At 62.5% G+C, this 20,660-nt stretch carries 24 protein-coding genes and 1 pseudogene; 18 read left to right on the plus strand and 7 right to left on the minus strand.

Going from position 1 to position 20,660, the window contains the following annotated elements:
* Positions 1-12: 12 nt before the first annotated feature.
* The 7 genes from QMK32_RS12595 to hisI all read left to right on the plus strand — a co-directional run bounded on the left by QMK32_RS12595 (position 13) and on the right by hisI (position 4,752).
* The gene (locus QMK32_RS12595; protein ID WP_283475367.1) at positions 13-1,137 is read left to right on the plus strand and encodes an MFS transporter; all 1,125 of its coding nucleotides are present in this window, start codon (positions 13-15) and stop codon (positions 1,135-1,137) included.
* Complete coding sequence (hisH, locus tag QMK32_RS12600) at positions 1,134-1,763, plus strand: imidazole glycerol phosphate synthase subunit HisH (RefSeq protein ID WP_283475267.1); 630 nt, start codon at positions 1,134-1,136, stop codon at positions 1,761-1,763. Before QMK32_RS12595 ends, hisH begins: the two co-directional genes overlap by 4 nt.
* A complete protein-coding gene (locus QMK32_RS12605; protein ID WP_283475268.1) occupies positions 1,760-1,981 on the plus strand; it encodes a hypothetical protein in 222 nt (73 codons plus the stop codon). The genes hisH and QMK32_RS12605 overlap by 4 nt, the downstream gene beginning before the upstream one ends.
* 75 nt (positions 1,982-2,056) lie before the next feature.
* Positions 2,057-2,791, plus strand: coding sequence for a bifunctional 1-(5-phosphoribosyl)-5-((5-phosphoribosylamino)methylideneamino)imidazole-4-carboxamide isomerase/phosphoribosylanthranilate isomerase PriA (gene priA / locus QMK32_RS12610; RefSeq protein ID WP_283475269.1), 735 nt, complete (start codon positions 2,057-2,059; stop codon positions 2,789-2,791).
* Positions 2,792-2,795: 4 nt separating this feature from the next.
* The gene (locus QMK32_RS12615; RefSeq protein ID WP_283475270.1) at positions 2,796-3,626 is read left to right on the plus strand and encodes an inositol monophosphatase family protein; all 831 of its coding nucleotides are present in this window, start codon (positions 2,796-2,798) and stop codon (positions 3,624-3,626) included.
* The gene (gene hisF / locus QMK32_RS12620; RefSeq protein ID WP_283475271.1) at positions 3,623-4,396 is read left to right on the plus strand and encodes an imidazole glycerol phosphate synthase subunit HisF; all 774 of its coding nucleotides are present in this window, start codon (positions 3,623-3,625) and stop codon (positions 4,394-4,396) included. Before QMK32_RS12615 ends, hisF begins: the two co-directional genes overlap by 4 nt.
* 17 nt (positions 4,397-4,413) lie before the next feature.
* Positions 4,414-4,752 (plus strand): phosphoribosyl-AMP cyclohydrolase, encoded by a 339-nt coding sequence (hisI, locus tag QMK32_RS12625; RefSeq protein ID WP_283475272.1) that lies wholly within the window; start codon positions 4,414-4,416, stop codon positions 4,750-4,752.
* A 51-nt stretch (positions 4,753-4,803) separates the two neighbouring features.
* Here hisI and QMK32_RS12630 read toward each other — a convergent pair whose 3' ends face one another.
* The gene (locus QMK32_RS12630; protein WP_269303885.1) at positions 4,804-5,301 is read right to left on the minus strand and encodes a MarR family winged helix-turn-helix transcriptional regulator; all 498 of its coding nucleotides are present in this window, start codon (positions 5,299-5,301) and stop codon (positions 4,804-4,806) included.
* A 113-nt stretch (positions 5,302-5,414) separates the two neighbouring features.
* Complete coding sequence (locus tag QMK32_RS12635; RefSeq protein ID WP_283475273.1) at positions 5,415-5,879, minus strand: peroxiredoxin; 465 nt, start codon at positions 5,877-5,879, stop codon at positions 5,415-5,417.
* Between the two features lie 55 nt (positions 5,880-5,934).
* Between QMK32_RS12635 and QMK32_RS12640 the strand changes: the two genes are divergently transcribed.
* The 7 genes from QMK32_RS12640 to QMK32_RS12670 all read left to right on the plus strand — a co-directional run bounded on the left by QMK32_RS12640 (position 5,935) and on the right by QMK32_RS12670 (position 13,402).
* On the plus strand, positions 5,935-7,506 hold the full coding sequence (locus tag QMK32_RS12640; RefSeq protein ID WP_283475274.1) for an anthranilate synthase component I: 1,572 nt from the start codon (positions 5,935-5,937) through the stop codon (positions 7,504-7,506).
* Between the two features lie 44 nt (positions 7,507-7,550).
* Entirely contained in the window at positions 7,551-8,234 is a 684-nt protein-coding gene (locus QMK32_RS12645; protein WP_502943589.1) for a TIGR02234 family membrane protein, read from the plus strand.
* A gap of 82 nt (positions 8,235-8,316) precedes the next feature.
* A complete protein-coding gene (gene trpC / locus QMK32_RS12650) occupies positions 8,317-9,126 on the plus strand; it encodes an indole-3-glycerol phosphate synthase TrpC (RefSeq protein WP_283475275.1) in 810 nt (269 codons plus the stop codon).
* A gap of 101 nt (positions 9,127-9,227) precedes the next feature.
* Positions 9,228-10,541 carry a tryptophan synthase subunit beta gene (gene trpB, locus QMK32_RS12655; protein ID WP_283475276.1) on the plus strand — a complete coding sequence of 438 codons (1,314 nt, stop codon included), beginning with the start codon at positions 9,228-9,230 and terminating at the stop codon, positions 10,539-10,541.
* Positions 10,538-11,341: a tryptophan synthase subunit alpha gene (gene trpA, locus QMK32_RS12660; protein ID WP_136172100.1), complete on the plus strand. Its 804-nt coding sequence runs from the start codon at positions 10,538-10,540 to the stop codon at positions 11,339-11,341. Before trpB ends, trpA begins: the two co-directional genes overlap by 4 nt.
* Positions 11,338-12,360: a prolipoprotein diacylglyceryl transferase gene (gene lgt, locus QMK32_RS12665; RefSeq protein WP_283475277.1), complete on the plus strand. Its 1,023-nt coding sequence runs from the start codon at positions 11,338-11,340 to the stop codon at positions 12,358-12,360. Before trpA ends, lgt begins: the two co-directional genes overlap by 4 nt.
* Positions 12,361-12,466: 106 nt before the next feature.
* Positions 12,467-13,402 (plus strand): TM2 domain-containing protein, encoded by a 936-nt coding sequence (locus QMK32_RS12670; RefSeq protein WP_502943579.1) that lies wholly within the window; start codon positions 12,467-12,469, stop codon positions 13,400-13,402.
* Between the two features lie 109 nt (positions 13,403-13,511).
* Here QMK32_RS12670 and QMK32_RS12675 read toward each other — a convergent pair whose 3' ends face one another.
* On the minus strand, positions 13,512-14,786 hold the full coding sequence (locus tag QMK32_RS12675) for an APC family permease (protein WP_283475278.1): 1,275 nt from the start codon (positions 14,784-14,786) through the stop codon (positions 13,512-13,514).
* Between the two features lie 177 nt (positions 14,787-14,963).
* On the opposite strand from QMK32_RS12675, the pseudogene QMK32_RS25375 reads away from it, so the two are divergent.
* From QMK32_RS25375 to QMK32_RS12685, 3 genes and pseudogenes are all read left to right on the plus strand, one after another.
* Positions 14,964-15,088, plus strand: a pseudogene (locus QMK32_RS25375) (IS110 family transposase); the annotation flags it as partial.
* Between the two features lie 409 nt (positions 15,089-15,497).
* On the plus strand, positions 15,498-16,916 hold the full coding sequence (gene pyk / locus QMK32_RS12680; RefSeq protein WP_084346743.1) for a pyruvate kinase: 1,419 nt from the start codon (positions 15,498-15,500) through the stop codon (positions 16,914-16,916).
* On the plus strand, positions 16,917-17,843 hold the full coding sequence (locus tag QMK32_RS12685; RefSeq protein WP_283475279.1) for an acyl-CoA thioesterase: 927 nt from the start codon (positions 16,917-16,919) through the stop codon (positions 17,841-17,843). It abuts the gene before it with no gap.
* Positions 17,844-17,896: 53 nt separating this feature from the next.
* Here QMK32_RS12685 and QMK32_RS12690 read toward each other — a convergent pair whose 3' ends face one another.
* Both QMK32_RS12690 and QMK32_RS12695 read right to left on the minus strand, forming a co-directional pair.
* Positions 17,897-18,313 (minus strand): nuclear transport factor 2 family protein, encoded by a 417-nt coding sequence (locus QMK32_RS12690; RefSeq protein ID WP_283475280.1) that lies wholly within the window; start codon positions 18,311-18,313, stop codon positions 17,897-17,899.
* 197 nt (positions 18,314-18,510) lie between these two features.
* Positions 18,511-19,008 carry a DNA-deoxyinosine glycosylase gene (locus tag QMK32_RS12695; protein ID WP_283475281.1) on the minus strand — a complete coding sequence of 166 codons (498 nt, stop codon included), beginning with the start codon at positions 19,006-19,008 and terminating at the stop codon, positions 18,511-18,513.
* 66 nt (positions 19,009-19,074) lie between these two features.
* On the opposite strand from QMK32_RS12695, the gene QMK32_RS12700 reads away from it, so the two are divergent.
* A complete protein-coding gene (locus QMK32_RS12700) occupies positions 19,075-19,260 on the plus strand; it encodes a hypothetical protein (protein WP_136172107.1) in 186 nt (61 codons plus the stop codon).
* Here the strand turns inward: QMK32_RS12700 and QMK32_RS12705 are convergent.
* Complete coding sequence (locus QMK32_RS12705; protein WP_283475282.1) at positions 19,257-19,748, minus strand: anthrone oxygenase family protein; 492 nt, start codon at positions 19,746-19,748, stop codon at positions 19,257-19,259. The two genes, QMK32_RS12700 and QMK32_RS12705, sit on opposite strands and share 4 nt — an antisense overlap.
* Entirely contained in the window at positions 19,745-20,632 is an 888-nt protein-coding gene (locus QMK32_RS12710; protein WP_283475283.1) for an NmrA family NAD(P)-binding protein, read from the minus strand. The genes QMK32_RS12705 and QMK32_RS12710 overlap by 4 nt, the downstream gene beginning before the upstream one ends.
* Positions 20,633-20,660: the final 28 nt, after the last annotated feature.

Here is a 20,660-nt window from a genome sequence, read left to right on the forward strand (position 1 = left end):
CTTCCCGCAGCGATGGTGATGGGCGCAGCGGCGTTCGGTGGATTCGGTCTTCTTCTGCCCGTAGTTCCACTGGCGATTTCGGAAAACGGCGGTTCGGATGCGTTGGCCGGCGCTAGCACTGCGATCTTCATGGCCACCACCGTGGCTACGCAGTTATTGGTTCCTCGGCTTCTGCGGCGCTTCGGTCATCGACTCGTCCTCGCTGCCGGTTGCGCACTGCTGGGTTTGCCGGCGATCGTGTTCGCCGTGTCCGTCGCTGCTGGACCTGCGTTGGCTATTTCTGCCGTGCGCGGTATCGGCTTCGGAATGTTGACGGTTGCGGGTGCAGCCTTGGTCGCCGAGCTTGCTCCGGCGGCGCAGTTGGGTCGAGCAACGGGTGCTCAGGGAATTGCTATTGCGTTCTCTCAGATGGTTACTCTCCCCGTGGGTCTTGCTGTCTTCTCCGTTGCCCCGACGCTCGTGTACGTCCTTGGGGCACTGGTACCGATGCTGGGATTGATCGGGATCGCATTTCTGCCTCGAATTCGTCCGGTACCTCCGTCGAGAGGGTTCCATGCCGAGGTTCGAACCAGCACAGTGCAGTTCGTCATCCCGTGCCTCGCCATCGCAGCGGCGTCGGCGTCGTTCGGGGGACTGACGACTCTGTTGCCGATCGCCGAATCCGAGCGCGCTTCGTTGATCGGCATCGCGCTCTCGGTTATCAGTGGGGCGATGCTCGTCGGTCGTTACGGGGCAGGCTGGGTAGCCGATCGGATCGGAATCGGCCGGTCGCTTGCGCCCGCATTGGTGGCAGTTGCGCTGGGCGTGGCGGTCTTCGCCTTCGCGGTGTCGGGCAGTACGCCAGCGGCGGCGTTTCTGATCGCCGCCGTCGTTTTCGGTATCGGATACGGAGCCACTCAGAACGACAGTTTGGTGATGGTGTTCCGCGCTGCCGGACCGGAGCGTTACAGCCAAGCCAGCGCAGCCTGGAACATCGGTTTCGATGCCGGTACCGGGGCGGGGGCATTGGCGCTGGGGCTCATCGTCGGAACAGCCGGTTACTCCGCCGGTTTCGGGATGGCCGCAGCCGTGGCTGCGATCATGGCGGTAGCGGTGGCGATATCGGCTCGAAGAGCGACCGATAGACTCGCGGCATGAAATCTGTGGTGTTGCTCGACTACGGCTCGGGCAATTTGCACTCCGCAAAGCGAGCGCTGGATCGAGTCGGTGCGGACGTCACCGTCACTGCAGACCCGAAGGCCGCGCTCGCTTGCGATGGCCTCGTCGTTCCCGGGGTCGGCGCGTTTGCGGCGTGCATGGAAGGCCTACTGGCGGTGAAAGGTGATCGGATCGTCGGTCAGCGGTTGGCCGGTGGGCGCCCGGTGCTCGGCATCTGCGTCGGGATGCAGATCATGTTCGAACGGGGTGTCGAATTCGGGATCGAGGCGGCAGGCTGCGGGGAGTGGCCCGGCACCGTCGACCGGCTTGCGGCGCCGGTTTTGCCCCACATGGGATGGAATACCGTCCGCGCTCCCGAGAAGAGTGTCCTGTTCGACGGTATCGATGCCGAGACTCGCTTCTACTTCGTTCACTCGTATGCGGCGCAGCGTTGGGAACTCGAGCCGTCGGAGGTCTTGGCAGCGCCGCTGCTGACCTGGGCCGACCATGGTGGCGACTTCCTCGCCGCGGTCGAGAACGGGCCGTTGTCGGCCACTCAGTTCCATCCGGAGAAGTCTGGGGACGCAGGGGCTGCACTGCTGAAGAACTGGGTCGATTCGCTGTGAGCAAGCGCGATCGCGAGTTCTCGTTCGGACGTCTCGCGATCGCGTCTCTCGGCAGCGCCACTCTGATGTTGGTGATCACGACAGTGGTCGTCGCGCTGCTTCGTCCGGGCCCGGGGTGGGGTCTGCTCATCGTGGCGATCGGTATTGCGGCAGCCATCACGGCGATGGGCGTCGTCTCGACACGGATGACGCGGAAATGGCTCGGCCCCGACGAATGAGAGTCGCGGGCTCGACGCGGCTCTGGTCCGCCCCGACGTTCGGGCGAGCCTGACGAACCAGTAGTATAACCGCACGTGAGCCTGGTCCTATTGCCTGCTGTAGATGTCGCAGGCGGCGAAGCTGTCCGTCTCGTTCAGGGAGAGGCGGGGAGCGAAACCAAGTATGGATCCCCGCGGGATGCCGCACTTGCGTGGCAGAGGGACGGTGCCGAGTGGGTGCATCTCGTCGATCTCGATGCAGCCTTCGGTCGTGGTTCCAACCGCGAGTTGCTCGCGGACGTCGTCGGTGAGCTGGACGTCAAGGTGGAATTGTCCGGAGGCATCCGCGACGACGAGTCACTGAGAGCCGCGCTCGCCACTGGCTGTGCACGGGTGAACCTCGGCACTGCGGCGCTCGAGGATCCCGAGTGGTGTTCGCGTGCCATCGGCGAGTTCGGTGATCGTGTTGCAGTCGGCCTCGATGTGCTCGTCGTCGACGGTTCGAACCGGTTGCGAGGCCGCGGTTGGGTCAGCGACGGCGGTGACCTGTGGGAGGTTCTCGAGCGGCTCGAGCGAGACGGATGTTCGCGGTACGTCGTTACCGACGTGACCAAAGACGGAACGCTCACCGGACCGAACCTCGAACTCTTGAGCCAGGTGTGCGCAAAGACCGACGCACCCGTCATAGCCTCCGGCGGCGTGTCGACCATCGATGATCTTCGCGCTATCGCGGATTTGGTCGGCATCGGTGTCGAGGGTTCGATTGTCGGAAAAGCTTTGTATGCAGGACGTTTCACCTTGCCGGACGCCCTCGCGGCAGTATCCGGATAGCAGCATGAGCCTCCCTCTGGACCCGCAGCGACTGCTGAGGATCGCAAGCGGATTGCTCGACGGCACACACGATCGGTTCGTCGCCGGTGTCGGTGCCCCCAGCGCCATCCAGAAGGGGCCCGATGATTTTGCCACGGCCGTCGATCTCGAGCTGGAACGACGGCTGAGTGCAGAGCTGTTCGAGCAGACCGGGATTCCGGTTCACGGCGAAGAGTTCGGCGGCCCAGTCCTCGATGATGGCCCGGTCTGGGTCCTCGATCCGATCGACGGTACGTTCAATTACTCTGCCGGGCTTCCCTCTGCCGGAACATTGTTGGCGCTTCTCGACGACGGTGTGCCGGTGATCGGTTTGACTTGGTTGCCGCTGACTCAGCAGCGTTTCACCGCTACCGTCGATGGGCCGATTCACCTCAACGGCATAGCTTTACCGCGCCTGGAGGAGCGATCGCTCGGGGACTCGATGATCGGCTTCGGCGCGTTCAACATCGCGAGCCGGGGGCGGACGCCTGGGCTGTACCGGGTCCGGATTCTCGAAGAGCTCTCCCGGGTGTCCTCTCGCATTCGAATGCACGGGGCCACCGGAATCGACTTGGCCTACACCGCCAGCGGGGTGCTCGGCGGGTGCGTCGTGTTCGGCCATCAGGCATGGGACAACGCCGCGGGCGCGCTACTCGTCAAGGCGGCCGGGGGCGTGGTCACCGACCTGGCCGGCGAACCGTGGACCATCGAGTCGAAGTCGGTCGTGGCGGCGTCGCCGGGTGCGCACGAAGAATTGTTGAACGTGATCAGTGCATTGGGAGATCCAGCTGACTTTCTCGAAGGGCGAGTTCGATGACCGTGGCCGTGCGTGTGATTCCGTGTCTGGACGTCGACGCCGGACGCGTCGTCAAAGGTGTGAACTTCGAGAATCTTCGCGATGCCGGTGATCCGGTGGCACTCGCCGCGGCATACGACGCACAGGGAGCCGACGAACTCACATTCCTGGATGTGACGGCATCCACCTCCGATCGGGGCACGATGCTCGATGTCGTCAGTCGAACAGCCGAGCAGGTGTTCATCCCGCTCACCGTCGGTGGCGGTGTGCGGACCGTGGACGACGTGGATCGTTTGCTGCGTGCAGGAGCGGACAAGGTCAGTGTCAACACCGCAGCTCTTGCTCGTCCGGAATTGCTACGCGAGTTGAGCGAGCGATTCGGATCGCAGTGCATCGTGCTCTCGGTGGACGCACGAACCGTTCCCGACGGGCAACCGGATACTCCCTCGGGCTGGGAGGTGACCACGCATGGTGGAAAGCGTGGGACCGGGATCGATGCGATCGAATGGGCAACGCGCGGTGCAGAACTCGGGGTCGGTGAGATTCTGCTCAATTCGATGGATGCCGACGGCACGAAGGCCGGCTTCGACCTGCCGATGATCGCGGCTGTTCGCGCAGCTGTACACGTCCCGGTCATCGCGAGCGGGGGAGCGGGCGCGGTGGAGCATTTTTCACCGGCGGTCACTGCAGGTGCAGACGCAGTTCTCGCGGCCAGCGTATTTCACTTCGGTGATCTGACGATCGGTCAGGTCAAAGCCGCAATGCGCGGCGACGGCATCGTTGTTCGCTGAAAGGTATAACGGAGAAGATGACTCTCGACCCGACAATCGCAGCCCGTCTCAAGCGAAACGAGGCGGGCCTGTTCAGCGCTGTCGCCCAGGAACGCAGCACGGGCAGCGTGCTCATGGTGGCGTGGATGGATGACGAGGCGCTCGCACGCACCCTCGAGACCCGCAAAGGCACGTACTACTCCCGCTCACGTGAGCAGTACTGGGTCAAGGGAGAGACGTCGGGACATACGCAGTACGTGCATGAGGTGCGCCTCGATTGCGACGGGGATACCGTCCTGCTGGTCGTCGATCAGGAAGGCGCAGCCTGCCATGCCGGCGATCACACGTGCTTCGACTCGGACGTGTTACTGAGCTGACTGCTGCTGGGCTAGCGACTTGCTGAGCTGGCGACCTGCTGGGCTGGCGTCTCAGGCTTTGCCTGTTCCTTCGGCAATTCCTTTGTCGAGTTGCCGAAGCATGACTTCGCTGAGTGCGGCTAGTCGAGCGACTTCGGAGTCCCCGAGTCCTTCGAACAGCAATGCTTGAACTGTGGCCACGTGAGCGGGCGCGGATTCGACGACCTTGTCCATCCCGCTGTCGGTGAGTACTGCGTACGAACCTCTGCTGCCTGGGATGCTCTCGCGGCGCACCCAGCCCACCTTTTCGAGTTTGGTGACCACGTGCGAGAGGCGGGACAGGGAAGCGTTGGCGAACTTGGCCAGATCTCGTAGCTGGATACGCCGATCCGGATTTTCGGAGAGTACGGACAGTACGAAGTAGTCGAAGTGGGTGAGTCCCGAATCTCGTTGCAGCTGAGTATCGAGGGCGGCAGGGAGCCGTGTCAGGAGCGCTACCAGCGATCGCCACGCAGTTTGCTGATCGTCGGTGAGCCAACGAGGTTCGGCGTCCTCTGCCCGCACGTTCATCGACCTGTCCATCGCGGTGAGCCCTTCCTTCGAACACGATCACTCGTCGAGACAAGTCTGTCACTCTTCGTGAAAACAGAACGTGTCCGCCACGGCTCTTCGGTGTCGGCGGCCTACTTCTTCGCTCGAGTTCGTAGGAATTCGAGGGCATGGTCTGCGTGCGCTCCGAACCGGAATTCGCTCGAGAAGACCTCGAGCAGGGTGCGGTCGGTGTCGATGATGAAAGTGGACCGCTTTACCGGAGACAGCTTGCCGAGAAGTCCGCGCTTCACGCCGAAATGCGTTGCGATGGAACCGTCCTCGTCGGACAGAAGTGGGTAGTCGAAGGATTTCACATCAGCGAATTCGGCCTGCTTGGCAACGGTGTCGTTGCTGATTCCGGCTCGTGAAGCCCCGACTTCGGCAAATTCGGCTGCGAGATCGCGAAAATGGCATGCCTCCGCTGTGCATCCGGGAGTCATTGCGCCCGGGTAGAAGAACAGCACCAGAGGACCGTCCTTCAGCAGGGTATCGAGCGAACGGGGCGTGCCGCTCTGGTCCGGAAGTGTGAAGTCGAGGACTTTGTCGCCTGGTTTCATGCACGGAGGCTACCGTGCGGCGAGAGTCGAGTGCAGCACCTGAGAAGATGGGGGTATGCATGGCGAGACCACGACACTGCCCGGTGCTCACGACGGCGTCGACAGGGGGGCGACGACCAGTCGAGCGGAATTCCGAGCGCTTGCAGCCGAACATCGCGTCGTTCCGGTAGTTCGGAAGGTTCTCGCCGATTCCGAAACTCCTCTGTCCGCCTACCGCAAGCTCGGCGGAGATCGTCCGGGCACCTTTCTGTTGGAGTCGGCGGAGAACGGTCGTTCGTGGTCGCGCTGGTCGTTCATCGGTGCCGGCACGCCCGCGGCTTTGACCGTCGAAGACGGAGAAGCAGTATGGCGTGGCAACGTCCCCGCCGGCGTCCCGTCGGGTGGTGACCCTCTGGAGGTCCTCGGTAGGACGCTCGAGCTGCTCCGTTCCGAACGCTTGCCGGATCTACCGCCGCTTACCGGTGGAATGGTGGGGTACCTCGGGTACGACGCGGTCCGCCGGATCGAACGACTCCCCGAACATGCCCAGGACGATCTGCACGTACCCGAGATGGTCATGCTGCTGGCGACCGATATCGCCGCGGTCGATCATCACGAGGGTGCGATCACGCTCATCGCCAACGCGGTCAACTGGGACGGCACCGTCGACCGCGTGGACGAGGCGTACGACGACGCGATCGCCCGGCTCGATCGGATGTGTGCGGATCTGGCAGCGCCCGCCTCGTCCACGGTGTCGACCATGGAACGCCCGAAACCCGAGTATCGGCGGCAGCGCACGTCCGAGGGCTTCGGCAAAGATGTGCATCGGCTCGTCGAGGAGATCGAGGCCGGTGAAGCTTTTCAAGTGGTGTTGTCACAGCGCTTCGAAATAGATACCGACGCGGCCCCCATCGACGTCTATCGGATGTTGCGTGCCTCGAACCCGAGTCCTTACATGTATTTGATGCACGTACCCGGTGCCGACGGTGAGACGGCGTTCTCGATCGTGGGTTCGAGCCCCGAGGCGCTCGTGACCGTCGTCGATGGTCTGGCGACGACACATCCGATCGCGGGAACCAGGTGGCGCGGCGACTCCGAGGAAGAGGACGTTCTTCTCGAGAAGGACCTGCTGGCGGACGAGAAGGAGAACGCCGAGCACCTGATGCTCGTCGATCTGGGACGCAACGACCTCGGCCGCGTCTGCACGCCCGGCACCGTCCGGGTCAGCGAGTATCGGCATATCGAGCGGTACAGCCACGTCATGCACCTGGTGTCGACTGTTGCCGGGCGCCTCGCGGAAGGCAAGCAGGCACTGGACGCGGTCAAGGCATGCTTCCCGGCGGGCACGTTGTCAGGTGCTCCCAAAGTTCGAGCCATGGAATTGATCGACGAATTGGAGCCGACCAGACGCGGCGTCTACGGGGGCATCGTGGGGTATCTCGACTTTTCCGGTGACGCCGACACTGCCATCGCCATTCGTACCGCGCTCATCAAGGATGGGACGGCCTACGTGCAGGCTGGTGCTGGTGTCGTGGCAGATTCGGTCGCCGAGTACGAGGACACCGAAGCCAAGAACAAGGCGATGGCGGTACTCGGTGCCATTGCGGCCGCGCAGTCGCTCCGCCCGGTCGGAGGTACAGACCGTTGAGTGAGGACGCGACACCCGGCAAGGCGAGCTCGGACTCGTCGAGCGTGAATCCCATCGATTCGGACGCTACATCGCCCAAGGGCGGTCGGTCCCGCTCTGCAGCGGTGGCCGTCGTTTTCCTGCTCGTCGGTGCAGCTTGCCTGTGGGGAAGTTCGAGGATGACGTGGGTGCACGTCACTTCGTTCGATGGGCTAGGGGAGGAACGATCGACGGATCTGCTCGGTAGTGCGTGGGCTGCGGCATCCACACCGCTCGCACTTGCGCTTCTGGCGGCCGTCGCAGCGTCCTTCGCGGTCAAGGGGATTGCGTCGAGAGTCCTCGCAATTCTCGTTCTGCTCGTTGCCGTCGGCGCGGGCCTGCCGGCACTGGAATCTCTGCTGGGCGAAGTCTCCGATTCCAAGGCGGCCAGTATCGCCGAACTCCCGGCACGTGCGGAAGTGACCTCGACGGTTGCGTTCGCTTTGCCCGCTGTCATTGCTTTGATCGGCGCCGTGAGTGCCCTGTTCGCAGCCGTTGCGCTGTTTCGGAAACCAACCACGCGGAAGGGGTTGTCCTCGAAGTACGACGCCCCAGCCAGTCGCCGCCAGGAAGTTGCACGTCGAGCCAAGTCGGCGGCAGACGGCACTGGGGCGAACGGGGAGGGAGAAGACTTGACCGAACGAATGCTGTGGGATGCCCTCGACGCGGGCGAGGACCCTACCGACGAGTCCGGCACCCGGAGTTCGTGACACAGAAACCGCCCTCTACGCTAGAGAAGACCTCGATGAGTTTCCTCACATCAGGTCACGGATGGAAAGGACTCGGGTCACCATGACTGTTCTCGATTCGATTCTGGACGGTGTTCGCGCCGATGTCGCAGCACGTGAATCGGTCGTCGATTTCGCTGCTGTGAAGGCTGCCGCTTTGAAAGCGCCTACACCGCTCGATGCGACCGCAGCACTGCACGAGGACGGAATCGGCGTCATCGCCGAGGTCAAGCGCGCGAGCCCGTCGAAGGGTGCATTGGCCGACATAGGGGACCCAGCCGTGCTGGCTCAGGCGTACGAGCTTGGTGGGGCAAGAATCATCAGCGTTCTCACCGAGGAACGCAGGTTCAACGGTTCGCTGGCCGACCTCGACGCCGTGCGCAAAGCAGTGAGCATTCCGGTGCTGCGCAAGGACTTCATTGTGGGGCCCTATCAAATTCACGAGGCGCGTGCCCACGGAGCCGATGTCATTCTGCTGATCGTCGCAGCGTTGGAGCAGCAGGCGCTCGCGTCTCTGCTGGATAGGACCGAGTCGCTCGGTATGACAGCTCTCGTCGAGGTGCACACCGAAGCCGAGGCCGATCGGGCTCTCGAGGCGGGCGCCACCATCATCGGGATCAACGCCCGCAACCTCAAGACCCTGGAGATCGACCGAGACAGTTTCGGCCGAATCGCTCCCGGACTGCCCAGCGAAATCATTCGAGTCGCCGAGTCCGGCGTCCGCGGAACTGCAGATCTTCTCGCCTACGCAGGCGCAGGTGCCGACGCTGTGCTAGTGGGCGAGGGACTCGTCACCAGCGGTGATCCGCGTACTGCCGTATCCGATCTGGTGACCGCAGGAACGCATCCGTCCTGCCCTAAGCCTGCGCGCTGAATCACGACCGACCGGCGCTTGTTTACGCCGGTTCGTCGTGTAAGGCGGGTAAGTAAAACCCCGAATTTCGGTCGTAGCGGTCGCTGGGGCAGACTGGACGGGTGACCAGCCACCTTCAGAGCCCCCGTTTCAAGGGCGGAGATCTACCCGAGAGCAGCCTCGGGTTGACCGACCGCAGCAAACACGATCCCGATATCGGCGGGCACTTCGGTGTATACGGCGGGCGGTACGTTCCGGAGGCGCTCATGGGCGTCATCGAAGAAGTCACTGTCGAATACGACAAGGTGCGCAGTGACGAGAAATTCTTGGCAGAGCTGGATCGACTCCAGCGCGATTACACCGGGCGACCTTCCCCGGTGTTCGAGGCCACTCGGTTGTCCGAGCATGCTGGCGGCGCAAGAATTCTGCTCAAGCGAGAAGACCTGAATCACACTGGTTCTCACAAGATCAACAATGTCCTCGGACAGGTGCTACTTGCCAAGCGAATGGGCAAGACGCGGGTCATCGCGGAGACCGGGGCCGGGCAACACGGTGTCGCGACGGCCACGGCGTGTGCACTGCTGGGCTTGGACTGCGTCGTGTACATGGGTGAAGTCGACACCGAACGTCAGGCTCTCAACGTTGCACGAATGCGGTTGCTCGGATCTTCCGTCGTGGCTGTCACCTCGGGGTCGCGGACGCTGAAGGACGCAATCAACGAGGCCTTGCGCGACTGGGTCGCGCATGCGGACGATACGTATTACTGCTTCGGAACAGTGGCCGGACCGCACCCGTTTCCATCCATGGTCCGCGACTTTCAGCGGATCATCGGACTCGAAGCGCGCCAGCAGGTTCAAGCGTCGACCGGACGCCTTCCCGACGCCATTGCTGCCTGCGTCGGCGGCGGTTCGAACGCTATCGGCATTTTTCACGCGTTCATCGACGACCCGTCTGTTCGTCTCGTCGGATTCGAAGCTGCAGGGGATGGCGTCGACACCGGCAGGCACGCTGCCACCATCAGCGGCGGCTCCCCGGGCACTTTGCACGGGACGTACTCATACCTTTTGCAGGACGAAGACGGCCAGACCACCGAATCACACTCGATTTCAGCGGGATTGGACTACCCGGGCGTCGGCCCGGAGCATTCCTACCTGCACGACATCGGGCGTGCGGAGTATCGGGGTATCACCGATACCGAGGCCATGGATGCGTTTCGGCTGCTGTGCAGGACCGAGGGCATCATTCCGGCGATCGAATCTGCGCATGCGATCGCCGGCGCTTTGAAGCTGGGACGAGAACTTGGCAAGGACAAGATCGTGCTGGTCAACCTCTCCGGGCGCGGCGACAAGGACGTCGATACCGCGGCCGAATGGTTCGGTCTGGTGGATGCAGACGGTGAAGCGCACGTAGACGGCGAAAAAGGTGACCCCGCATGACCGAACGACCTTCCAGGCTCGGCGCCACGTTCAGAGCGTGCAAAGACGAGAATCGGGCCGCACTGATCGGCTATCTCCCGGCGGGATTCCCGACGGTCGAGAAGTCGATCGAGGTCTTCGAGACCATGGTGTCCTCAGGCTGTGACATCGTCGAGGTCGGTATTCCGTACTCCGACCCCGTCATGGACGGGCCCACTATCCAAGCAGCGGCAGATACCGCACTTCGTGCTGGTGCCCGGGTACGTGACGTGTTCACGGTCGTCGAGAGAGTCTCCGCGAGCGGCGGTAAGGCCATCGTGATGACCTATTGGAATCTCGTGATGCGCTACGGCATCGACGCTTTCGCCCGGGATCTCGCGAGTGCAGGCGGACTCGGCATCATCACTCCCGATTTGATCCCTGACGAAGCCGACCAGTGGATCGCTGCCTCGGATGCACACGATCTCGATCGCATCTTTCTCGTTGCACCGTCTTCGACCGAAGAGCGACTGGCCAGCACGCTGAAGGCCAGCCGCGGGTTCGTCTACGCGGCGTCGACCATGGGTGTCACCGGTGCTCGTGATGTTGTCAGCTCGTCCGCACCTGAACTTACTGCCCGGATCCGTAAGCATTCCGACATTCCGGTGGGTGTCGGTCTCGGTGTGCGATCGGGTGCGCAGGCCGCCGAGATCGCACGATACGCCGATGCAGTCATCGTCGGTTCGGCTCTGGTGTCCGCAGTGGACAAGGGTCTGGATGCCGTCGCGGCTTTGACCAGCGAACTCGCCGAGGGTGTCCGTTCGGCTAACGTAGCCCTGTGAATTCCGTCGTAGGACCCTCGACTGCAGTTCTCGCGTATATTCCCAGTCCGCCGCAAGGTGTTTGGTACATCGGGCCGATAGCGCTGCGTGCATACGCTCTCTTCATCATCATCGGGATCGTCGTTGCCGTCGTATGGGGTGATCGCCGGTGGGTGGCCAGAGGCGGAACCAAGGGCACCGTGCTCGACGTCGCAGTGTGGGCAGTCCCGTTCGGCCTGCTCGGTGGCCGCATCTATCACGTCATCACGGATTGGAGCACCTACTTCGGGCCGGGTGGTGATCCGGTTCGCGCGCTCAAGGTGTGGGAAGGCGGGCTGGGAATCTGGGGTGCGGTTCTTCTCGGAGGGGTCGGCGCCTGGATCGCCTGTCGTCGTCGCGGAATCCCGTTGCCCGCGTTCGGCGATGCAGTCGGACCGCCGATCCTGCTCGCCCAGGCGATCGGTCGTATCGGTAACTACTTCAACCAGGAACTGTACGGGCGAGAGACCACGCGAGCATGGGGTCTCGAGATCTTCGAGCGCGTCAACTCCGCCGGCCGCCTCGATCCTCTGACAGGGGTATCGAACGGTGTGATCGAAAAAGTCGTTCACCCGACGTTCCTGTACGAGCTTCTGTGGAGCCTCGTCATCGTTGTGCTGTTGGTGGTCGTCGACCGTAGATACGCCATCGGACACGGGCGCTTGTTCGCTCTGTACGTCGCCGGATACTGCGCCGGAAGGTTCTGGGTCGAACTGCTACGCGACGACTACGCCACGCATATCGCGGGAATTCGGGTCAATACCTTCACCTCGGCCATCGTGTTCGTACTGGCGGTCCTCTACTTCGTACTGGCTAAGAAGGGCCGCGAAGATCCGGCAAGCCTCGCGTCCAAGGACCACACGAGCGCCTCCGCAGATACTGAAGAGACCGAGACGGAAGAGTCCGAGCTGGCATCGGATCAGAAGACGGATTCGGCGGTCGAACCCGAGAAGGACTCTGCCCCGACGTCGGGGCAGGAGAAGGATTTCCCGGGCAAGTGAGGCCCGCGAACCGCAAAACTCGGCGGGCGCCGAGAGCTGAAGGACCCTACGGTATGGACGTGGCAGGCTGTGCTGGCTGCCATCGATTTCGAGCAAGGAGTAGCCGGTGAGCGAGCCCGACAAGAAGCCCGAGAGTGGATCCTCCGATGAGGGATCCAACAATGAGACGGAACGAATCGAGACGGAACGAATCGAGACGGAACGAATCGAGACGGAACGAATCGAGACGCCCCCCGATTTCGGCACGCCGTTCGACTATGACGCGACGGCCGAAGCGTCGTTGTCCGAGCAGCCTGCAACCTCGGAGACGGGACCGATGACCGGCGCAATCGGATCGGGATCGGGTTCGGGCCCTGGATGGGCCGTACATTCGGGTATCGGCAACGGTCCGGGATGGGGCGAGTCGCCGAGCTACCCACCTCCCACCGCCCCCGACCCCGCCTCCGACAACGGGCCAGGTTCCGGTGTCAGCTTCGACAAGCCGAACACGGCACCGTCGTACGGCGACACTTCGCCCGAACAGAGCTTCGGCGCATCTCCTTACGGTCAGCCGGGCCCGGTGTACGGGGCTCCGGACCCTGGCTACCCGCAGCCGAACCCCAACGATCAGTATTACGACCAGTACCAGGGCGGCGGCTACGGTCCACCGCCTTCGGGCCCGCCACCGGGAGGATTTCCACCACCGCCCGGGTATCAGCCGCAGCCGGGATATCCACCACTGCCCGGTTATCAGCCGCAACCTGCGTACGGGGGTTATCCCGGAGCACCGTACGGAGTCGATCCCATGGCGCCGTACGGTAGGCATCCTGTCACCGGTGAGCCGTTCTCGGACAGGTCCAAACTGACGGCCGGTTTGCTCGGAATTCTTCTGGGTGCTTTCGGCGCCGGACGCTTCTACCTCAATCAGCCGGGCATGGCGGTCGCGCAGATCGCAGTTACGTGGTTGACGTGCGGAATCGGCGGGATCTGGCCGCTGATCGACGGGATCATGATGCTGACCGGAAGCGTGCGAGATCAGCACGGTCGGCCACTGCGGGACTGATGCTTCGCACGATGGCGCGTTCGGTTCGCGGTGACGGGGAGGCACTTGTGGGGACCAAGACAAGCTCAACGTTGTAGAGACTGGTGTGCTGACTGCGACATCGGCGCGGTCAGTCACTCGGATGGGGGGTGCTGATGTCGAACCTGCGCGTCAGCACGGTGCGGTAGATGATCCCGACGATGAGGACCAACACTCCGGTAGCTATCGCGGAGATGGGAAGAGTGACAACCAGGACAAAACATCCGGCGATCCCGAGAAGCTGCACGATCCTTGGATAGCGTCGATTCTCTGGTTTTTGTGTCAAGGCGCTGAGGTTGGCAATCAAGTAGTACAGCAGCACACCGAACGATGAAAAACCGATGGCACTGCGCAGGTCGACTGTCACGACCAGGATGCTGACCACTACCGCGAGGGCGATCTCGGCGTGATGGGGAACCCCGTACTTAGGGTGCACCGCGGCAAAGAATCTGGGCAAGTCTCGATGGCGAGCCATCGCCAGCGAGGTGCGACCCACCCCGGCGATCAGAGCCAAGAGTGCGCCCAGCGCGGCTGTGGCGGCACCGACTCGCACCAGCGGAATTGCCCACGATTGTCCGCTGGCGGTCACTAATTCGACCAGAGGTGCTGTCGATGTAGCCAGCTTCTCCGGTCCGATGACCACAAGGACAGCGACGGCTACTACCGCGTAGATAGCCAGTGTGATGGAGAGCGCGGTCAAGATGGCTCGAGGAATGGTGCGTTTCGGTTCGGTCACTTCTTCGCCCATGGTAGCGATGCGAGCGTAACCGGCAAACGCGAAGAACAGCAGCCCGGCCGACTGCAGAATTCCGTACAGACCCTGCCCAAAAAGATTGTCGCCGAACGATGTCGACGCAGACTGTGGTCCTGTGAGTCCGATGATGACGGTCACCGAAAGCACGACCAGTACGATGATCACGATGATCTTCGTCAATCCGGCAGTGCGGGTGACCCCGAAGTAGTTGACCGCTGCCAGTGCCAGGATCGCAGCAACTGCAACGGGTTTGGCGTACCCGAGCGGCGCGGCGTACGTGGCGAATGTCAGTGCCATCGCAGCGCAACTAGCGGTCTTGCCGATCACGAAGCTCCACCCGGCCAGGAAACCCGCCCAATGGCTGAGCTGTTGACGGCCGTAGATGTAGCTGCCACCCGAGGTTGGGTATTGGGCGGCGAGTTGCGCAGATGATGTGGCATTGCAGACGGCGACGACTGCTGCGATCGCCAACCCGATGAGCAGACCGGCACCAGCCGTAGCTGCGGCCGGTGTAAACGAGACGAAGATTCCTGCGCCGATCATCGACCCGAGACCGATCATAACGGCGTCGGTGAGGCCGAGTGTGCGGGGGAGAGTTGGTTGACCGGTCACGATTCCTCAGCTCCGCGTGGGTAATGGGCAGGCCCGAAGAAGCTCACGGACCACGCGCGCCGACGCTGCGAAGAGGAACTATCGAGACGGAAATATACCTGCATGTAGTTCGTGCTCAGGTCCAACCAATCGCGCGACTCGAAGGTGATGCGCACATGGCCGCGAGTCTAAACGAAGACGGTCACCTATGTCCCCGGCCGGGTCGTCGACCGCATGACCGCAGCCTTCCCCGGTGAAGGCAACGATGCCAAAGACGCGTCATCGCCGAAACCGCGCGTCTGCGCCGCGACCTGTCAACGATCGCGACACCACCCGCACCTGCCTGGCCCTGCTCAACCGTTACTGCACCCGGCAGCCATCCGTGCCGCCGGCGCCGTCGGACTCAGCACCCATCTGCGTGGGGCCCGTCTGGGAGCTGAATTCCTCGCCATCAACGTCGGCGATCTCGCAGGGCTTCGGCAACGCCGACAAACTCGCCGTGCCTCTGCCGTGACTACCGGTCAGGCCGGGCATCGCGCGGCGCAGGTTCGCACACCACCGACGACCGTCGTTTTGCATCGCTGGCGCGGCGCGCCGCGGCGCTCCAGCTCGCCATTATCTGAACCGATGCAGGTGTTCTGACCACTTCCTCAGTCTTATTACTCATCGGTAGAATTTCGTTGGCCGCCTCTGCCGACGAGTCGAAACGACGCACCGACTAAACTCTTCTTCGTGAGCCGACGTACGAAGATCGTTTGCACCCTTGGACCTGCGACCGCTACCAGTGAGCGAATCCGTGAACTCGTAGAGAGTGGAATGGATGTCGCCAGACTGAATTTCAGCCACGGTGATCACCCTGATCATCAGGCGAACTACGAGAGGGTTCGAGAGGCATCGAATCTCACCGGCAAGGCCGTGGGAATTCTTGCCGATCTCCAGGGCCCGAAAATACGCCTCGGTCGATTCGCCGAGGGTAAAACCACCTGGGCCGCCGGCGAATTGGTGCGCATCACTGTCGACGAGGTCGAAGGCACTCATGATCGGGTGTCGACGACCTACAAGGAGTTGGCACAGGACGCCAAGGAAGGCGACCGCCTGCTGGTCGACGACGGCAAGGTCGGGCTCGTCGTCACCGGTGTCGAAGGCAACGACGTTCTCTGTCGGGTCACCGAGGGCGGACCGGTCAGCAACAACAAGGGCGTGTCCCTGCCTGGTATGGACGTATCGGTTCCGGCGCTGTCGGAAAAGGACATCGCGGACCTCGAATTCGCCCTGGACCTCGGCGTCGATTTCATCGCACTGTCGTTCGTCCGTTCGCCTGCCGACGTAGAACTCGTCCACTCCATCATGGACCGAGTCGGCCGCCGAGTGCCGGTCATCGCCAAAATCGAAAAGCCCGAAGCAGTCGACAATCTCGAAGCCATCGTTCTTGCATTCGACGCTGTGATGGTCGCCCGCGGCGACCTCGGCGTCGAGTTGCCGCTCGAACAGGTACCGCTGGTGCAGAAGCGTGCCATTCAAATCGCTCGCGCCAACGCCAAGCCCGTCATCGTCGCGACTCAGATGCTCGAGTCGATGATCGAGAATTCGCGGCCTACGAGAGCAGAAGCGTCCGACGTGGCGAACGCGGTTCTCGACGGAACCGATGCAGTCATGCTCTCCGGTGAGACCTCCGTCGGTAAATACGTCATGGAGACCGTGCGCACGATGGCTCGGATCGTCGAAACAGTCGAGACCGAGGGTGACGGCGTTCCACCGTTGACACACACGCCACGCACCAAGCGTGGGGTCATTTCCTACGCCGCCCGGGACATCGGCGAGCGTCTCGATGCCAAGGCTCTTGTGGCCTTCACTCAGTCCGGCGACACCGTACGACGCTTGTCTCGTCTGCACACCTCGCTTCCGCTACTCGCGTTCACCTCGATTCCGGAGGTGCGTAGTCAGCTTGCGTTGAGTTGGGGGACCGAGACGTTCCTGGTTCCGGAAGTCGAAACCACCGATGCAATGGTGCTCGAAGTCGACAAGGCCTTGCTCGAACTCGGCCGGTACAACAAGGGCGATCAGGTCGTTATCGTCGCCGGTGCGCCCCCCGGCACAGTAGGCTCGACCAACTTGATCCATGTGCACCGAATTGGGGAAGAGGACCGGTAAGTGGCAGATGTGGGGGGATCCGGTGCCGCAGCGTTACCTGGGACCGATGTGAAGACGGATCTGCAGACGCTTCTCGAGTTGCTCGACCTCGAGCAGATCGGTGACGGTGTATACCGGGGGGTGCATCCGCGCCAGGTGGGCAGCCGCACTTTCGGCGGCCAACTGGTCGCGCAAGCTTTGATCGCGGCCGGTAAGACGGTCGAGGGCACCACCCGCGATGTGCACGCTGTCAACGCACACTTCATCCGTGGCGGAGACGTCAAAAAGCCCATCGACTATCACGTGTCCATCCAGCGCGACGGACGCGCCTTCGCCAACCGGCAGGTCACCGCGGTTCAGGACGGCAACGAGTTGTTCGTGATGTTGGCCGCGTTCCAGGACTTCGGTAAGGGGCTCGAGCACAGCGTCGAGCTACCCGACGTGCCGTACCCGGATGCATTGCCTCCGCTCGGCGATCACTTCATCGGATACGAAGATCGCCTGCAGATGTTCGTCAACGCACTCAAGCCGATCGACATGCGTTACGCCAACGACCCGACCTGGATCATGCAGGGAACCGGTGAGAGGCTCACGCACAATCGTGTGTGGATGAAAGCCGACGGCGAACTTCCCGATGCGTCGATCTACCATGCGGCCACGATGGCGTATGCGTCGGACACGACAGTGCTCGACTCCATCATCACCACTCACGGGCTTTCATGGGGGTTCGATCGGATCGTTGCGGCGACCGTCAATCACTCGATCTGGTTCCACCGGCCGTTCCGATTCGACGAATGGGCGCTCTATGCCACCGAATCACCGGTAGCTGCTGGTTCGCGGGGTTTGGCCACCGGTAGGTTCTTCTCGATGGACGGGCTGTTGTTGGCCACTGTCGTCCAAGAGGGCCTGATTCGACACTTTCCCAAGAAAGAACGCCTACCTACGTAGATCGTCAGGCTGTGCCGAGAGCCGGGGTCTCCGTGCCGGACACCGTGATCGCGTCAGGCGTGGTCCTCTACGGGCAGGACAAGGTCTCCGAGGGTGCCCAAGGGCTGACACGAACGGTAGGTGATCCGCCAACCCTCCTCCGTGCGCAACCATCTGTCGTCGTATATCCCCACGAAGTCCCAGTGCTGCACCGGGCGCCCAGGCGCGGAAAAGTGTATGGCCCGGATGTAGCTCGTCGAGGTTGCCCGGTCTCCATCGATACGGACGCGGTAGTTGCCGGTCAGGTGCTGGGTGGGCCCGCAGCGGCCGAGGTAGCGGATGGTGTTGGCGGTGACCGCAGGCAGACCCTGCTGGCCGTAGCCTTCGGCGTCCTCGCTGAAGATCTCGCCGAGGCGATGCCACTCCTTGTGGTCGAGGATCCAGGCGATTTCGGTGAGCTGCTCGACGATCTCCTGGTAGTTCTCATTCATTGCATGCTCCGTTGGTGGGTGTGCGATCTGGCTCTCGGCGTCGGCCGGGCGCACGATCATTGTTGCCTCACCGAAGAAGCAGCCGCACAACCGACCCAGAATACCAACGACGACCCAACGCAATCGAGTTCAGCGCTGTGGGAAACACGATGCGAAATAGCGTTGATTCTGGTGGACAGTGGTGGCCGCTGCGTTCGTCATCGGCCGGCGACCGCCCACGCAGTGAGCTTGGCGTCGAAACTCATGGATGCGTGCGCCGGACTCGTCGACGGGAGCAGGGCCGTCGTGACTTCGGCGGTGCGCACCGTCGTCGGCGCGTACCGGAGATAGCTGGCTTCGGCCTTGGCGCCGTTGAAGAAGATGCGGTTGATCGACGGGTGAGATTCGAGGAGCGCGGCGATGTCGTTTATTTCGATGGAGGATTCGACGATCGCGGAGTCGAGGCTTCCTGTTCGCGTGCACAGCTTCATCACGTCCCAGACGGCGATACCGTGGCGTCGTAGCGCGGCAACTCGATCTTCGTAGTCCAGGTTCGGTCCGGCCTCGAACAGTTCTCCCATGATCTGCCAGAACGCATTTCGTGGATGTGCGTAGTAGGCCTGGGCAGTCAGTGACGCGATTCCCGGCATCGATCCGAGTATCAGCGTGTGCGCATTGTCCGAGACTATCGGCGCAAAGCTGTGGATGGTGGTCATGATCGAAACAGTCTCACGTTGCGAAAGCGCTGCACGGGTAGCAGTGGCTGACGGACAATGGTCATCATGTTGGACCCACGAGTACTCGACAACCATGAGCTCGACGCAGAACTGGCTGCACTCCGGCGGGGGCGTGACGCCTCGATGGACGAAGGAGCCGGAGACGACACGTTGGCCGAGGCGGATCGGCTGATCGAGAGGTTCGAAGCGGAGATAAAGGCACGACACCAGGATTCCAGCCTGCAGGACTAGAGGGAGCGCTGACATCTGACGGCGATCGTCAATGCGACGCAGGCGGCTCCGGCTGCGCCTGTGCGTGCGTGGTTCCACACGGTCCAGCTGTCCAGGTAGTCCGACCAGACTTGAGCGCCGGCCGGGGAGTCTACACTTGCTGTCGCCAACGTGTCATTGAGCGGGACGTTGACGACCATCGTGACCACGACGCAACCGAGAACATACAGAATTGCGCCGACCACTACGAGGCTCTGCGATCCGATGCCGAACCAGATGGATCCGGCGGCCGCGACGATCGCGGCAACGGCACTGCCGATAAACAAGGTCAGGAAGCTCGGTGACACGATCGATACGTTGATCTGCTGCATCGTCGCGATTGCCGCCGACGGTGGTTGATTCTTCAGTGCAGGCATGACGCAGATCGAGAATGCGAGCATGACTCCAGCAATGAGGCCGCAGCCGATAGCAGCAACCATGGTTGCGACGGCGGTCGTTCGTTCGATCACGAGGGGCTCCCCGCTACGGACAACGACGCAGCGAACGATTCGATGCTCGTGGCCGTGGTGTTCGCGGATGTGCGAGGTACCGGCTCGGTCAGTTCACCGCTGTTGAACGCCCGGGTCATGTCCACGTAGTGGTGGGAGTACTCGAGCGAGAATCCGATGGTTGTCAGAACCGATGCCATGTCGGCGTACGACAGTTGGACATACCGCGGATCGGCGATGCCGAGGTGTCTACCCAGAATGGTGGTGGCTTCGATGTAGCTCACGTCACGTTCACCCAGAAGCTCGCGGACGGCATAACCGTCCCAATCGGGGTCGACGAGCGCATCTGCTGCGGCGGCCGCGATATCACTGGTCGAGATCATCGGGATAGGTAGATCCGACACGATCGAATCGACGTGGCTGCCTTGCTGGACAAGCTGGTCGACGGCTGCCAGCAGATTCTCGAAGAAGGACACCGGACGCAGGGCCGTCACGCGAACGCCGGTGAGGGCACGAAGTCGAGCCTCCTGGCGATGCAGCGCGCCGATCACTCCCGGTGCGTCTAGTCGGTCGGCGCCCAGGCTGCTCAACGTTACGACTGTGGGTACTTTGCTCACGGATATGGCCGATGTAAACGACACCCCGAATCGGTCCTGTTCGGCCGAATAGTTCTCGGTGAACGGATTGCTCGGGACCATCGCGAACAGCGCGGAGCACTCGCGTAGCAGCTCAGCGAGCCGAGTGGTGTCCAAGAGATCGCATTCCTGCACTTCCGCTCCGCGCTCCGCGAGATCATCCAGCGTCCTCGCGCTTCTTCCCAGCACTCGAACAGGTAGGCCGTCATCGAGTAGGAAGTGTGCGATCTTGTTGCCGACGTGTCCGCGTGCACCCATCACCGTGATCATGAGGTTTCCTTCCGTTGCTATTAGTGGA

Origin of the sequence: Rhodococcus sp. H29-C3 (genome assembly GCF_030063405.1) — a bacterium.
Taxonomy (GTDB): domain Bacteria; phylum Actinomycetota; class Actinomycetes; order Mycobacteriales; family Mycobacteriaceae; genus Rhodococcoides.